13 protein-coding genes are annotated in these 15,517 nt (G+C 62.5%); 9 read left to right on the top strand and 4 right to left on the bottom strand.

Features of this window, described 5'->3' with window-relative positions; translation table 11 throughout:
* Positions 1-49: 49 nt before the first annotated feature.
* Together AOT96_RS17440 and AOT96_RS17435 are read left to right on the top strand one after the other, a co-directional pair.
* The gene (locus AOT96_RS17440; protein ID WP_042453449.1) at positions 50-1,246 is read left to right on the top strand and encodes an FAD-binding oxidoreductase; all 1,197 of its coding nucleotides are present in this window, start codon (positions 50-52) and stop codon (positions 1,244-1,246) included.
* A 16-nt stretch (positions 1,247-1,262) separates the two neighbouring features.
* Positions 1,263-2,009 (top strand): FAD-binding oxidoreductase, encoded by a 747-nt coding sequence (locus tag AOT96_RS17435; RefSeq protein ID WP_003944435.1) that lies wholly within the window; start codon positions 1,263-1,265, stop codon positions 2,007-2,009.
* A gap of 3 nt (positions 2,010-2,012) precedes the next feature.
* On the opposite strand, the gene AOT96_RS17430 is transcribed toward AOT96_RS17435, so the two are convergent.
* On the bottom strand, positions 2,013-3,173 hold the full coding sequence (locus AOT96_RS17430) for a globin domain-containing protein (protein ID WP_063315133.1): 1,161 nt from the start codon (positions 3,171-3,173) through the stop codon (positions 2,013-2,015).
* Between the two features lie 235 nt (positions 3,174-3,408).
* Between AOT96_RS17430 and AOT96_RS17425 the strand changes: the two genes are divergently transcribed.
* On the top strand, positions 3,409-4,596 hold the full coding sequence (locus AOT96_RS17425) for a nitric oxide synthase oxygenase (protein WP_042924169.1): 1,188 nt from the start codon (positions 3,409-3,411) through the stop codon (positions 4,594-4,596).
* Positions 4,597-4,602: 6 nt separating this feature from the next.
* On the opposite strand, the gene AOT96_RS17420 is transcribed toward AOT96_RS17425, so the two are convergent.
* Both AOT96_RS17420 and AOT96_RS17415 read right to left on the bottom strand, forming a co-directional pair.
* Positions 4,603-5,988, bottom strand: coding sequence for a CitMHS family transporter (locus AOT96_RS17420; protein WP_003944372.1), 1,386 nt, complete (start codon positions 5,986-5,988; stop codon positions 4,603-4,605).
* 93 nt (positions 5,989-6,081) lie between these two features.
* Entirely contained in the window at positions 6,082-7,134 is a 1,053-nt protein-coding gene (locus AOT96_RS17415) for a Bug family tripartite tricarboxylate transporter substrate binding protein (RefSeq protein ID WP_058038573.1), read from the bottom strand.
* A gap of 112 nt (positions 7,135-7,246) precedes the next feature.
* Here AOT96_RS17415 and AOT96_RS17410 point away from each other — a divergent pair, with 112 nt between their 5' ends.
* Both AOT96_RS17410 and AOT96_RS17405 read left to right on the top strand, forming a co-directional pair.
* Positions 7,247-8,899 carry a sensor histidine kinase gene (locus AOT96_RS17410; RefSeq protein WP_231917224.1) on the top strand — a complete coding sequence of 551 codons (1,653 nt, stop codon included), beginning with the start codon at positions 7,247-7,249 and terminating at the stop codon, positions 8,897-8,899.
* Positions 8,896-9,579, top strand: a complete 684-nt coding sequence (locus AOT96_RS17405; protein ID WP_042452198.1) for a response regulator — start codon at positions 8,896-8,898, stop codon at positions 9,577-9,579. The genes AOT96_RS17410 and AOT96_RS17405 overlap by 4 nt, the downstream gene beginning before the upstream one ends.
* 24 nt (positions 9,580-9,603) lie before the next feature.
* On the opposite strand, the gene AOT96_RS17400 is transcribed toward AOT96_RS17405, so the two are convergent.
* The gene (locus AOT96_RS17400) at positions 9,604-11,178 is read right to left on the bottom strand and encodes an AMP-binding protein (RefSeq protein WP_031332006.1); all 1,575 of its coding nucleotides are present in this window, start codon (positions 11,176-11,178) and stop codon (positions 9,604-9,606) included.
* A 222-nt stretch (positions 11,179-11,400) separates the two neighbouring features.
* Between AOT96_RS17400 and AOT96_RS17395 the strand changes: the two genes are divergently transcribed.
* The 4 genes from AOT96_RS17395 (at position 11,401) to bphC (ending at position 15,453) form a co-directional block, all read left to right on the top strand.
* The gene (locus tag AOT96_RS17395; protein ID WP_003944299.1) at positions 11,401-11,946 is read left to right on the top strand and encodes a hypothetical protein; all 546 of its coding nucleotides are present in this window, start codon (positions 11,401-11,403) and stop codon (positions 11,944-11,946) included.
* 126 nt (positions 11,947-12,072) lie between these two features.
* Positions 12,073-13,269 (top strand): Rieske 2Fe-2S domain-containing protein, encoded by a 1,197-nt coding sequence (locus AOT96_RS17390; RefSeq protein ID WP_003944428.1) that lies wholly within the window; start codon positions 12,073-12,075, stop codon positions 13,267-13,269.
* Positions 13,270-13,320: 51 nt separating this feature from the next.
* Positions 13,321-14,502 carry an acyl-CoA dehydrogenase family protein gene (locus tag AOT96_RS17385; protein ID WP_003944352.1) on the top strand — a complete coding sequence of 394 codons (1,182 nt, stop codon included), beginning with the start codon at positions 13,321-13,323 and terminating at the stop codon, positions 14,500-14,502.
* A gap of 39 nt (positions 14,503-14,541) precedes the next feature.
* Complete coding sequence (gene bphC, locus AOT96_RS17380) at positions 14,542-15,453, top strand: biphenyl-2,3-diol 1,2-dioxygenase (protein WP_007726736.1); 912 nt, start codon at positions 14,542-14,544, stop codon at positions 15,451-15,453.
* Positions 15,454-15,517: the final 64 nt, after the last annotated feature.

Here is a 15,517-nt window from a genome sequence, read left to right as displayed (position 1 = left end):
GTAGGTCACATTTTCAGCCGTACTAGAATTGTGGCGAGAGTTGCAGCTGGTGCGAAAGGGGGATGGATTGGATCCGACAGTGATCGCCCGTCTGCAATCCAGCCTCGATTCTCTGACCGACGACGAAGAGAGCCGTGCGCACTTCTCGGCAGTGTTCTACACCGGCCTCTTTGCGGAACATCCTCTGTACCGCTCATTGTTCCCCGCCGGGATGGAATCGCAGGGCCACCGTTTCTTCAGAGCCATCGAGTTCGTCGTGAAGAATCTGCCCCAGCATCGCCGAATCCGGAAGTTCCTCACCCAACTCGGCCGCGACCACCGTCGCTACGGCGTCGAGCGTGAGCACTACGAGGCCGCCGGCGTCGCTCTGAAGCGTGCGGTTCGGTCGATGTACGGCACGAGCGCGCACAGCCGCTACAAGTGGACGCCGGATCTGGACGAGGCCTGGTCTCAGTTCACCGACCTCGTCGTCGGCACGATGGCCGACGGCGCCGAATCCGATACGACCCCGGCGCTCTGGGGCGCAACCGTGGTCAGTCACGAACGAGTCCTCGACGATCTGGCGATTGTTCGCCTCGAAGCCGACCCACCCATTCCGTACGGGGCGGGGCAATACGTAGGTGTTCAGATTCCCCAGCGCCCGAAAATGTGGCGGTACTACTCACCGGCGATTCCGACCAACCCTTTCGGTCAGCTCGAGTTCCACATCCGCAAGGTGTCGGGAGGATGGGTCAGCCCCGCGATCGTCAGCGAAACCAACGTCGGTGACCGCTGGGTCATGTCCACTCCCCTCGGCGGTCTCGAGGTCGACTTCACCAGCGACCGTGACGTTCTCATGATCGGGTCCGGCACCGGTATCGCTCCACTGCGGGCACAGGTGATGGAAATGTCTCAACGCGCGCACAACCCGCGCGTGCACCTGTTCGTCGGCGGCCGCTATCCCTGCGATCTGTACGACCTCGAAACCCTCTGGCACATCTCGCTCAGCAACCCGTGGTTGACCGTCGTACCGGTTTCCGAAGAACCCGAAAACCCTTGGTGGCACAACGGACCGGTGCTCGAACCACCGTTCGGAATGCACAGCCGGCTGATCGGACCGATCGGAAAAGTGGTCGCGCAGTTCGGTTCGTGGGCCGACCGTCAGGTGCAGATCTCGGGGTCACCGTCGATGATCAAGACAACCGTCTACGCCTTGCGTGCCGGCGGAACTCCGCTCGACCAGATCCGGCACGACCCGCTCTACTGACTACAGGAGAACTTTCATGGCCCAGCGAACCTGGTCGAGCACAGTCGTCGAACATCACCGTCTCCGTGAGGATCTGGCGGTTGTTCGTCTTGTCGGCGACGTCGTCCCGTTCCGACCGGGCCAGTACGTCGACGTCAGCGTCCCGCAGAATTCGCGGTTGCTCCGTCGACTCTCCCCCGCACTGCCTCCCTCACACGACGGGAAGTTGGAGTTTCACGTCAAGACGGTTCCCGGTGGTTGGGTCAGCGGTTCGATAGTCAAGGACACCCAGCCTGGTGACGTCTGGCAGATCCTCGACCCGCGCGGCAACCTGTCCGTCGACGAGAACGGCCCCACCGTCATCATGGTCGCGGGCGGAACCGGTTTGGCCCCACTCCGGTCGATCATTCTCGATCTGGCTCAGACCCCGAACCCGCCGCAGGTGTACCTCTTCTTCGGTGGCCGAACGCTTCGTGATCTCTACGCTGCGGACATGCTGTGGCTGCTCGCCGACCAGTTTCCGTGGTTGCAGCCCATTCCTGTCGTCGAAGATCTCTCCGACGGCGGCCCGCCCGACGGATGGTTCGACCGGTTGAACGTCGACATCGGATTCGGCGACGATCATCTCATCGAAGGCACGCTCGCCGACGTCGTCGCGTCGTACGGTGCATTCACCGAACATCAGGTCCTGGTGTGCGGATCGGCGGCCATGGTTCGGTCGACGCGTGATCGATTGATCGAGGCCGGAACGCCGGCCGAGGTCATTCAGTTCGATCCGTACTGACGGTCAGTACGTCGGATCATTGCGAACGGTGTCGACGTCGATGCCCACCGCGCGAAGCCTGAATTTGGTGCTGTTGACCATGGATTCGCTGCCGACGACCTGGATGTCGTAGCCCGCCCAGTCCCCGAACGAGGTCACGACCTTTCCGACCTTGCCGACGATGCGCCTTGCCATGCCGATCGGCGGCAGCGGTTCCGACTCGGTGTGCCACCACGGATTCTCGTCTTCTTCCGAGACCGGGATGATCGTGAGCCACGGGTGCTTCTCGGCCAGCTTCCACAGATGCGGAAGGTCGTAGAGATCGCACGGATGCTGTCCGGAGTAGAACAGTTGGACCTTGCGAGTGTTGCCGCGTCGGATCAGCTCGAGTATCTGAGCGCGCAGCGGAGCCACTCCGGTTCCCGACGCGATCATCAGAAGGTCCTTGGAGTTCTCCGGAATCCCCAAGGCACCGATGGGCGAACCAACCACCCAGGTGTCACCGACAGCGGTCTGGTTCACCATGACCGGGCTGACCCACCCGCCGGTGACCTGGCGGATGTGGAACTCGAGGATTCCGGTCCCGTCGTACGGCGTGGCCGGAGAGAGGTAGCGCCACATCCGTGGCCTCGCGGCGACCTGCACGCTGACGTACTGACCGGCGCGGTACTCCATCGTCTGGTCGAGTTGCAGCCGCACGACGGCGACGCCCTTGATGACCGGGCGGCATTCGATGACCGTGGCACTCCACGCGGGCGGACCGTCTTCCGCGTTGGCGGCGTCCATCATCGCTGCCGAGATGATCGCGAGCGCGTTGCGCCACGCGCTGTCGACCTCGTCTGTCCACATTTCGGCGCCACCGAAAGTCTCGAGTGCTTCGATCAGGGCATTGCCGACTGCCGTGTAGTGCTCGTCGGTGACGCCGTACTTACGGTGATCGCGGCCGAGCTGCGCGAGGTACTCGAGTATCGCGTCGGACTCGTCGAGGCGTTCGACGACGTGAGCGATAGCGCTGACAAGCCGGTCACGCTGCACATCCATCGCTGCCGGAAAGAACTCCCGGGTTTCGGGCGATCGAGCGAACAGGATCGAATAGAAGGTACGGGCGAGCCGTTCCGGACCATCTTCTACCGCAGCGACGGATTTGAAGCTCGACCGGACCAGAGAGATTGCTTGCGAATCCACGCTCATCCTCGTCCCGACTAGACGCGGCAAGACCCGCCGCGGAATTTCGTCTGCAGCTTATGTCACAAATGTCTGACTCGTAAATCATTCTGGACAAGTGTCACAATGCGACCCCATTTCGCGGTGTGACCGTCCCTTTCTTATTCTTGCGTGCAAGATAAACAAGAGCTTCGACACTCTCGATCGCCGAGCTAACGTTCAGCGAAATCTCAACCAGCCAAACAGGAGTCGTGCCGTGGATTTTGTTCGACAGGACGAATTGCCCACCGATAGCGGGCTTACGTCCCAGATCGCCTCCACTACCCCGACGCTGACCGAGCTTCAACGTCGGGAACTCGAGTGCGTCGAATTTTTCGACTCTCCGGAACTGGGCCACCTCCCGACGTCTCGGCGGCGTGAGGCCTTGCGTGAACTCCATCGGACCGGCACCTACACGCACACAGCGGAGGAATTGCTCGTCGGCGCCAAACTCGCGTGGCGAAACCACGCCAGGTGCGTCGGTCGCGCGCATTGGCGGACCCTCAAACTCATCGACGCGCGCGATGCCGTCACGGCTTCCGCTCTCGCCGAAGCATGCTGGGAGCACCTGCGACTGTCGACCAACGGCGGCGCTCTGCAGTCGGTCGTGACGGTCGGACCACTCCCCCGCGAGGACGGTCAGGAGTACCGAATCCTCAGCCCGCAACTGATCCGCTACGCCGGCTACCGGCAGCCTGACGGCACCATTCTGGGCGACCCGTGGCACGTCGATCTGACTGCTCAGGTCACCGCGATGGGGTGGAAGGGCGCCGGTACGCCGTTCGACGTTCTCCCCGTACTGATTTCGGTTCCCGACGAACCCCTGCAGTACTTCGACGTCCCGACCGACCTGGTTCTCGAGGTCGAGATCGAGCACCCCGAATACAGCTGGTTCGCTGATCTGGGGCTTAAATGGCATGCCGTCCCTGCGGTCTCGGACATGAACCTCGACATCGGCGGAATCGTTTATCCCTGCACGCCGTTCAGCGGTTGGTACGTCAGCACCGAGGTAGGCGCACGCAACTTCAGCGACACCGATCGCTACAACATGTTGCCCACCATCGGAGCGATGATGGAGCTCGACATGAGCCACGACCGCACGCTCTGGAAGGACCGCGCACTGGTCGAACTGAACCGTGCAGTTATCCACAGCTACCGCAAGGCCGGCGTCATCATGGTCGACCATCACACTGTCGCAAAGCAATTCATCGATCACATCGCGCGTGAGGACAAGGCCGGGCGCAAGTGCCCGACCGACTGGTCATGGGTGAACCCGCCCATGTCCAGCTCGCTCACGCCGACGTTCCACCGCCTGTACGACGAGCCCGATCTCGACATCCGGCCCAATTTCGTGACAAAAAAGAAGAAGGGCACCGACCAAGGCCGGTGCCCCTTCCACAACTGATCGCGCTCAGAAGGGGATCTGCCCCAATCCGACGCCGACCACGAGCATCGTGATCGAGATCAGGCCCGCTCGCCACAGAACCTTCTTGTGGTGATCCGCCAGAGAAACACCGGCGAGTGTGACCAGTAGCAGGATCGCCGGGACCAGCGGGCTCTGCATGTGCACGGCCTGCCCGGTGATCGAGGCGCGCGCCATCTCCACCGGCTCGATGCCGTACTGCGCTGCAGTCTCGGACAGCACCGGCAGCACACCGAAGTAGAACGCGTCGTTGGTCATGAAGAACGTGAGCGGGATACTCAGGACGCCCGTGATGACGGCGAGGTGCGGGCCCATCGCGTCGGGGATGACCTGAAGCAGCCACTCTGCCATCGCCTCGACCATGCCGGTTCCCTGGAAAACGCCGGTCAGCACCGCTGCTGCCAGCACCATCGCGACCACCGAGACGATGCTCGACGAATGGCGTGCGATTGCTTCACCCTGATCCTTGACCGCCGGGAAGTTCACCGCGAGGGCGATCGACGACGCGATCATGAACAGCACCGGGATGGGCAGGATGTCCATCACGAGTACGACGAGAAGGATCGTCGTCAGCGCAGCGTTGAACCAGAGCAATTTCGGCCGCAAGGTGTCCCGCTTGGGGTCGAGGCCGTCGATGAATCGTCCGGTGTCGCCGCCGTCGTCCTCGGAGTCGTTCGAGCCGCCGGTGCCGGCGCTACCGGTGCTGGAACTTCCACCGTTTCCGACCTTTTCGAGGATGCGCTCAGAAGTCAGGACCAAAGTCCCGATCCTGCGGCGCTCCATGATCCCGAGGTGAATCGCGAATCCGAGCACCATGATCAGGCCGACGATCAACGACGGCACCATCGGCACGAACACGTCGGAGGGCGAGAGTCCCAGCGCGCTCGCGGCCCGGACGGTCGGGCCGCCCCACGGAATGATGTTCATCGTCGCGTTGGACAGGCCGGCGATCACCGTCAGAACGACGGGACTGACACCGAGTTTGAGGTAGAGCGGAAGCAGCGCCGAGGTCACGATGATGAAGGTCGTCGAACCGTCTCCGTCCAGCGAGACCACCATCGCGAGCACTGCGGTTCCGACCACGAGCCTCATCGGATCGTCTCGCACCATCCGCAGGATGAGCTTGACCAGCGGATCGAAGAGGCCGACGTCGATCATGATTCCGAAGAAGATGATCGCGAAGAACAACAGCGCCGCGGTGGGTGCGAGCGACTTGATGCCGTCGGTGATCATGTCGCCGATTCCGAGGCCGGCCCCGGCAAGTAGTCCGAAGGCCACCGGAACCAGAGTCAGTCCCACCACCGGGGTCGCGCGTTTGGTGAGGATCAGGAACATGAACACCGCAACCATGAGAAAGCCGAGTGTGACGAGCATGATGAACTCCTTTAGTGCTGAATTGCCGAGAAAAACGGCACGGCAAATCGAGCCGGTGACCTTCGTGGAGGTGAAACGAAACTTCGGTAGTGCTCAGTTGATGCCGGGCGGATCGAGTGTTGCGTCGACGAACCGGGATTGATCGGTGAGGAATGCGGAGAACTCGGGTTCGGTGAGAACTGCACTGTTCCAACCGTTTCGGCGAGACAGCTCGTTCCAGCGCGGGCTTGCCGCCAGATCCCGCACCAAATTCTGCAAGTGCTGACGCTGATCGTCCGTCAGGCCCGGCGGCGCCATGAGACCCCGCCAATTGGTGAACGTGACGTCGACGCCAGACTCCGCCATCGTGGGCGCATCCACCGCCGGGGTACGGGCCGGCGAACTGACCGCAAGGACCCGAACCGTGCCTGCCGCAATCTGATCGAGGTATTCACCGATACCGGTGGCGGCTACGTCGACCTGCCTCGTGAGCAGTGCGGGAAGCAGTTCGCCGCCGCCGTCGTAGATGCGGTACGGGGAGCGCGACGGATCGACGCCGACCGCCCGTGCGAACAGAAGGCGGAACAACCCGTCCGGTCCACCTTCACTCGAACCACCGCCGATCGAGATCGACGACGGATCCGCCACCCAGGCCTGCGTCAGATCGGCGAGAGTTTTGTACGGTGAATCTGCTGGAACCAGTAGCGCTTCCGGTTCTTCGACGAGTCTCGCAATCGGTGTCACGTCGGCAAGTGTGTGCTCGGACGGCAGTATCTCGAGCGAACCGAGAACTCCGAGCCCCATGACCATGAGTAGGTCGGGATTCCCGCTTTCGAGAGCCAACCGGTTGAGTCCGACGATGCCGCCCGATCCGGGCAGCACAACGACGTCGGCGTCGACGGTCCCTTCGTCGGCCAGTGCCTGCACCATGGTCCGGGCGGTCAGGTCGTAACCACCACCGGCCACCGAGGGCACCAGTACGCGCAGTTCTTCGGAACTCTCACCCGCTCGGCCACCGGCGAAGAAGGACTCGACCGGAGTGCATCCGGTCGAGAGCACGAGAGTCATCGCGCAGGCACCGAGCAGGGCGATATGCCTGCTCAGCCGCTTCGATGTGCTCATGGCTTCGTCCTTGTCTGCCGGTACCGATGTGTGAACAGGTTTCATACTGACGCACTTTGTGACTGGGGTCACCATTGGGAAAGCAAATTGATTTGTGCTCATTGTGCTCACGAACGACCGCTTTCCCGGCATCGAACTGAAGGCTAGGGTCTGGCTGGTGTCCTCAGGAAACGAGCAGGCGGAGCGAGAGAGCAAGTCGTCCCTGTTTGCCCGGCTGGTTCGCCGCCGGCACACTCTGGCGACACAACTTCTCGAACTGCAACTTCTGATCGTCGTTGCAGTTCTCGTGTGCGTCACCGCCCTCTCCCTCGCGCAGTCGTCCGCGAGTTTCCAACGCGAGGAGGGACGTCGCGCACTCTCGGCAGCGGAATCGCTCGCAGCCAATCCGGCAGTACGCGAGCTACTCCCCCAGGCGCAGACCCGTCTCCGCTCCGGACTACAAGGTTCGGTCGACTCGGTACGCGCCATCTCGGGCGTCACCTACGTCTCGCTTGCCGACGCTGACGGCAGTGTCGTCATTTCGACGCGTCCCGGTGATGTCGGCATCGACGCACGTCAGACGGAGGATCGGTCGTGGACGGGTTTGGTCGACACGCCCTCCGGCAAGGCCGTGGAGGCGCACGTTCCGATTCTCGGCAGCGAAGGAGCGATTACCGGAACCGCGATCGTCGGCATCGAGTACCCCTCGATCTGGACACGGCTGCTGCAATCTGCACCGAATCTCCTGGTATACCTCGCGGTGGCATCCCTTCTCGGCGGCGTCGGGTCGATCCTGTTGGCCCGCAGGGTAAAACGGCAAACCCTCGGCATGGAAGCCGGCGAGATCCTGGACCTGGTTCGCCAACGTGAAGCAATGCTGCGCGGTCTCAAGGAAGGCGTCATCGCATTCGACGCGCAGGGAAAGGTGGTGCTGATGAGCGACAGTGCCCACCAACTCCTCGACATCCCACGCGGCAGTGCCGGCAGATCGGTGCGGGACCTCGGTCTCGACGACCGCCTCCAGAGTGTACTGACCTCCGGCACAACCGAATCCGATCAGTTGGTTCTTGTCGGCGATCGCCTGCTCGTCCTCAACACCGTCTTGATCGAATCGAAAGGCCGCACCATCGGGTCGGTCACCACTTTCCGCGACCGCACCGAATTGCGCTCCGTGGAAGAAGAACTCGACGTGACCAAAACCAGCACCGACGCACTACGCGCCCACATCCACGAGTTCGACAATCAACTGCACACCATCTCCGGCCTCATCCAGCTCGGCGAATACGACGAGGTGGTCGGCTACGTCGAGGGTCTGACCATGGAGCGCGCGCAGGTCAGCGCGACCGTGACCGAGAAGATCGCCGACGTCGGCACCGCCGCACTCGTGATCGCCAAGATAGGTGCTGCTGCACAGGGGTTGGTCACGGTCGAGCTGGCGGCGGACACGCATCTGGAACCGGTGGACCGCAGACTCGGACGAGATCTCGTGACAGTGGTCGGAAACCTCGTCGACAATGCCGTCGACGCCGTCGGTGAGATGCCGGAAGCCGCGCGCCGCAAGGTTCGGTTGTCGATTCGGGGCCGTGGCACCGCGGTCGAAGTGCGGGTCGAGGACGCCGGCCCCGGTATCGCGCCGGAGAATCGCGACAGGGTGTTCGGCCAGGGTTGGAGCACCAAGGGACAATCGAGTGACGGACACGGTTTCGGTTTGGCGCTGGTGCGCCTGACGTGTCGTCGGCGGGGCGGCGACGTCACCGTGAGCACTCGTTCGGCAGAGGACATCGAGTGGACTGTCTTCAGCGCAGTCCTACACGACGGAGAGGGCGCATGATCCGGGTACTGGTGGTCGACGACGACTTCATGGTGGCGAAGGTGCACAGCGGATTCGTCTCACGGATAGACGGTTTCGAAGTGTGCGGCGTTGCCCATTCGGCCGAGACCGCACTGGCCGCAGTCGGTGAGTTGCAACCCGACCTGGTTCTTCTCGACGTCCACCTGCCCGGCACCACCGGACTCGATCTGATCGCCCCGTTTCGCGAGCTGGCACCGGAGCTGGATGTTCTTGTCATCACTAGTGAGCGTGAGGCCGGCTCGGTCAAGAAAGCGCTGCGCAGCGGCGTCGTGCATTACCTGATGAAGCCCTTCACGTTCGAGGTTCTCCGTGAGCGTCTCGAGCGGTACCGATCGACATATGCGAATCTCGACAGCTCCGGCGAAGCAGAACAGACAGCAGTGGACGAGGCCTTCGGTGTGGCAGGTGGCGCGCCCGGGGCGTCGTCCCACAAAGGTTTGCCCAAAGGACTCAGTCCTGAGACCCTTCAGCTGGTCGAGGCAGCACTACGAGACGAAACCGAACCCGCCTCGGCCACAGATATTTCCGAGAGGGTCGGCATCTCACGCGCGAGCGCGAGGCGCTACCTCGAATACCTCTACGAAACCGGGCGGTCCACCACTTCGCTGAAATACGGAGTGGTGGGCCGCCCGGAACGTCGTTACGTCTGGAAACGCTGACCCTTCGCTACCCGACGCTGGTTCCTAGACCGCGCGGGCGCTGGTCTCCCAGTACCGCGCACGCAGCGCCTTCTTGTCCAGCTTGCCCAGCGGTGTCAGCGGAAGGGAATCCACGAAGTCGATGCTCTTGGGAGCGTGAACCGAACCCTTGGCCGCCTTCACCTTGTCGACCAGTTCCTCGGTGTCGACGGTCAGTCCGGCACGAAGTACGACACAGGCCTTGACGGCTTCGCCCCACTTGTCGTCCGGCACACCGACTACCGCCACCGACGCGACGGACGGATGCGCCGAGATCACGTCTTCGATTTCGCGGGGGAACACGTTGAAACCACCGGTCACGATCATGTCCTTCTTGCGATCGACGATGGACATGAACCCGTCCTTGTCCTTGCGCGCGATGTCGCCGGTGTGCAGCCAACCACCCCGGAACGCCTCAGCGGTTTCGGCCGGCTTCTTCCAGTAGCCCTTCATGATCAGCGGGCCACGGACGCAGATCTCACCGAGTTCTCCCTGCGGCACCTCGTTGAGGTCGTCGTCGAGCAACCGGACGTCGAGCCACGGCACCGGACGCCCACACGTGGCGAGGCGGGCCGGATCGTCGGCGAGGTGTTCTTCCTTGCGCAGCACCGAAATAGTCATGCCGCACTCGGTCTGACCGTAGAACTGGAAGAAGATCTGACCGAACTTCTTGATGCCCTCCTGCAGTCTGGCGGGAGACATCGCGGACGCTCCGTAAAACAGCGTCTGCAAACTCGAGACGTCCCGCTTGGGCAGATCGGGGTGGTCCATGAGCATGTAGATCATGGTGGGCACCAACATGGTTGCCGTGATCTTGTGCTTCTCGATCGCTTCGAGCACAGCACCTGGCTCGAAGGCAGGCAGGACGATCAACGCACCGCCGCGCAGCAAGGTCGGGATGAAGAACGCTGCACCTGCGTGTGAGAGTGGCGTGCAGATGAGGAAGCGGTTGTCCTCGGGCCACTGCCACTCCGACATCTGGATCTGATTGAGCGCAGCACCCGAACGGAAGGATCCGACAACACCTTTGGGCTTGCCGGTCGTTCCACCGGTGTACACCATGCTGCTGGCGTCTTCTGCGTCGACGTGCGCTGCCTTCAGCGGCGCGGGCTCGAACGTTGCAGCCAGCGCGAGGATGTCGATTCCCACCTCGGACGGACCCATCGAGAGCACGTTGGTCAACGAGGGTGACGACGCCTTCAACTCGGCGGCACGCTCTTCGAAGGCATTGGGATCGAAGATCAGCGTCTCGATCTCGGCGTCGTCGACGATGTACTTGTGGTCGTCGAGCGATCCCATCGGGTTCAAGGCGCTCGCCCGGCAGCCGGTGATCATGGTCGCGCCCATACTGATCAGAACCTCGGGGCGATTCTTCGACAGCATCGCGGTGCTGGTGCCCTGAGTGATTCCCAAAGACGCGAGCGCCTGGGCGAAGCAGCTGATCTGATCGCGCATCTGACCGCCGGTGAGGATCACGTCGCCGAGGTACAGCGCGGGCTTGTCGTGATTGCGTTCCAGAGCGGTGATGAGCAGGTCCGGACCGTATACCGGTCGGTGCAGGTCAGCGAACTCGTCTGTCATCTGGTCTTCCTTCTGCTCGGCGCGTGCAGTCATCGAGATGTGCTCCCGGTCACGGATACGATATCCAGAATTGCACAAAACTGGAACAGGTTCCACCTCTTCGATCGAATCCGAGAATGCTCCCGATCAGCGGGAAGCCCGTCGTCACCCGCGAGAGCGGTGGTTAGCGTCGATGTACCCACCGAGACGACAGCGTCTCGGTCGCGTCCAACGGAGAGTGTCATGACTACCAACCTCGGTACCGCCCACTTCACGGCAACTGCTCCGCGTACTGCCACCACGCTCCTCTCCGATTTCGACTCGTTGTACGGCACCGTGCGCTCGGCACCCGACGGGGCCGTCGTCGAGCAGGACGTCGTGTTCTTCGGACGCCCCGATCCCGGCGCACTGCTCACCGGATCCGTGAGGGCGCTGAGTTCGACACTCGAGCGGATCACCGAATACCACGACCAGACCGGGCATCTGGTGGCCGAGGTCTTCGTCCGGGAAGCCCCGACAGCGGGCACCGGAACCGATTCCGTTGCCGCCCTTGCTGATTTCGCTGCTCGTCGTTACGGCTCGGCGTCACTACGACGCTTCCGCGGACGTTGCACCGCGACTTCCACGGGAACAGATCTGCACTGCTCCGTGACAGTGCTCGCGACGTACGAGAAGGACCACGAGAGCGTGGCCGACGTAGCTCTGGTCGCCACCGATCCCGCTGGGGTCGTCACTGCCCGGGCCTGGGCGACTTACGCGATCGACGATGTGGCGACACTCGCGAGCTGAATCTCTGCAGGTCACCGAGTAGGCGTTCCATCCAGCGGGAACTGCCGTATCTCCAGCGGACGCTTCGTCGTTGTATGAGACGGATCACATCACTGGAGCGTCGCAAGACGCGGCTCGGAGGAAGACATGGCACTCGGAACCGGCCCACTCACCACTACGGACACCCCGACGCAGACGGGCGCCGGCGAGGAAATTCGAGAAATCGAAGCGGCAGCGCCTCCCGCACGGTTCGCACGTGGATGGCACTGCCTCGGACTGAGCAATACCTATCGCGACGGTCAGCCCCACCAGATCGAGGCATTCGGCACCAGCCTTGTCGTCTTCGCCGACAGCAAGGGCGACATCAAGATTCTCGACGCATACTGCCGCCACATGGGTGGCAACCTTGCTCACGGAACCGTCAAGGGCGATTCGATCGCCTGCCCGTTCCACGACTGGCGTTGGGGCGGTAACGGAAAATGTACGGCGATCCCCTACGCACGACGCGTTCCGCCGCTGGCCAAGACTCGGGCATGGATCACTCTCGAGAAGAACGGTCAGCTGTTCGTCTGGCACGATCCCCAGGGAAATCCCCCGCCCGCCGAGGTCACGATCCCCGACATCGAGGGCTTCGGAAGCGATGAGTGGAGCGACTGGAGCTGGAACACGCTCACCATCGAAGGCTCTCATTGCCGCGAGATCGTCGACAACGTCGTGGACATGGCCCACTTCTTCTACGTTCACTACTCGTTCCCCAAGTACTTCAAGAACATCTTCGAAGGTCATGTCGCGAGCCAGTACATGGAATCGGTGGGACGTGAGGACGTCATCAGCGGCACCAACTACGGCGATCCCAACGCTGTGCTCCGTTCGGATGCTTCATATTTCGGACCGTCGTACATGATCGACTGGATCAAGAGCGAAGCCAACGGGCAGATCATCGAGACCGTCCTGATCAACTGCCACTACCCGATCTCGAACAATGCGTTCGTCCTGCAGTACGGCGCGATGGTCAAGAAGCTACCCGGTATGGACGACGAGTCCACTGCCGCGATGGCCGCGCAGTTCACCGAGGGCGTCGAGATGGGATTCCTTCAGGACGTGGAGATCTGGAAGAACAAAGCTCCGATCGACAACCCCCTGCTCTCCGAGGAGGACGGCCCGGTTTACCAGTTGCGTCGCTGGTACAACCAGTTCTACACCGACGTCGAGAATGTCACGGAAGACATGACGAAGCGCTTCGAATTCGAGATCGACACCACCCGCGCAGTGGAGAGCTGGAAGCGGGAAGTCGCCGAAAACGTTGCCGCACGCGACGCCCAGGCACTCGAGACAACCTCCTGATCCGCAGTCGAAAACACTGCTGAGACAACCAGACTGGATGCAAGGAACAACATGACGTACGAAGTGCTCGAACAGATCAACGCGATGGCCGACGACATCTTCGCCGAAGGCATCGAGGCCGAGCGGATCGGCCGGGTGGCCGACGACACCGCCAAGAAGATGAAGGCAATCGGTTCCATCCGCATGCTGCAGCCCAAGGAGCATGGCGGCATGGAGGCGCATCCGCGCGAATTCGCCGAAACCGTCATGCGCATGGCTTCACTGAACCCGTCGGCCGGCTGGGTCCACGGGATCGTCGGAGTTCACCCGTGGCAACTCGCGTTCGCGGATCCCAAGGTGCAGCAGGAGATCTGGGGATCCGATCCCGACACCTGGATGGCATCGCCGTACATGCCCGGCGGAATGTGTATCCCCACCGACGGCGGCTACAAGTTCTCCGGTCGCTGGCAGTTCTCCTCCGGTACCGACCATTGCGACTGGGCATTCCTCGGCGCGATGGCGTGCGACAAGGACGGCAACATGGAGATGCCGCCGCGCATGCTCCATGTGATCATTCCGCGCACCGACTACGAGATCATCGAAGACTCGTGGGATGTCATGGGACTTCGCGGCACCGGCTCCAAGGATCTCGTAGTCAAGGATGCGTATGTCCCCGATTACCGCGTCATGGACTGCGACGAGGTCATCGACGGCACGGCAGTGCGCAAGTACGGGCGCACCGAGACGCTGTACCTCATGCCGTGGTCGAACATTTTCCCCCTCGGAATCACCGCCGCCACGATCGGCATCTGCGAGGGAATGCTCTTCCACGCCAACGAGTACCAAGCCGATCGCATCAACGCGCAGGGCACGGCGATCAAGGACGACCCGTACACCTTGTTCGCCATCGGTCAGGCAACCGCCGACATCCGGGCTGCGCGCGACACCCTGCTTGCCAACGTCGACCGCATGTGGGATCGAGTGGACGCCGGCAAGGAAGTGACCTTCGAGCAGCGCGCGGAGGGACGTCAGACTCAGGTACAGGCCGCCTGGCGCGCCGTCAACGCAATCGATCAGGTCTACCCACGCTGCGGTGGCAACGCATTGCGGATGGACAAGCCGCTTCAGCGATTCTGGCGCGATGCTCATGCTGGACAGCATCACGCAATTCACGTGCCGAGCACCGTTTTCCACGCCGCATCACTGAGCCGTCTCGGCGCAGACCCGCAGGGTCCGCTGCGGGCGATGATCTGATCAGACTTCGACACAAGAAATCGACAGGAAAAAGACACGATGACACGCACTGACATCAAGGGACTTGGCTACGTCAAGATCTCGACCAACGACATGGCACGTTGGCGCACTTTCGCTTTCGACGTTCTCGGCTTCGCCAAGGGCAGTGGGCCGGACGAGAACGCGCTCTACCTACGACTCGACGAGCGTGCTGCTCGCATCGTCGTCGTCGAGGGTGAGCGCGACGAGATCGTCAACATCGGTTGGGAGGTCGCCGACCACGCCGCACTGCGCCGCGTTCAAGAAGCACTCGAAAAGAACGGCACCGAGGTCGAGCAGCTTTCGCTCGCCGAAGCAGATGCTCGACGGGTCGAAGAGGTCATCGCCTTCACCGATCCCGGCGGAGCAGCCATCGAGGTCTTCCACGGAGCGATCCTCGACCACAGCCCCGTGGTGACGCCCTTCGGCGCTCGATTCGTCACCGGCTCACAGGGTCTCGGCCACGTCGTACTCCCCGTCATGGACAGTGCTGCGAGCTTCGACTTCTACACCGAGGTGCTCGGCTTCTACCCGCGCGGCGCCTTCCGCCTGCCGGCCCCGCCTGAATTCGGGCCGCTGCGAATCCGTTTCATGGGCGTCAACGAGCGTCACCACAGCTTGGCCCTGTGCCCGGCACCGCACGGCGGCGCACCCGGCCTGATTCACATCATGGTCGAGGTGGACACCCTCGACGCCGTCGGCCAGGCACTCGACCGCGTGATGAAGGACGGATTCTCCGTGTCGTCGACCCTGGGTCGTCACACCAACGACAAGATGATCTCCTTCTACGTCCGCGCACCCGGCGGCTGGGACATCGAGTTCGGCACCGAGGGCGCGAGGGTGGATCAGGACTCGTACTCCTCCGAGGAGATCACCGCTGACAGCTACTGGGGCCACGACTGGTCCGGAAGCGAACCACTGGCAGCTATGTAGTACCCGCCGGTGGCGATGTAATACCTGCCGGTGGCGATGTAATACCTGCCAGTAGTTAAACGAC

Source organism: Rhodococcus sp. 008 (assembly GCF_001682295.1).
Lineage (GTDB): Bacteria > Actinomycetota > Actinomycetes > Mycobacteriales > Mycobacteriaceae > Rhodococcus_F > Rhodococcus_F qingshengii.
Note: the sequence above shows the minus strand (reverse complement) of the source record. Positions and strands in the feature narration are given on the sequence as shown.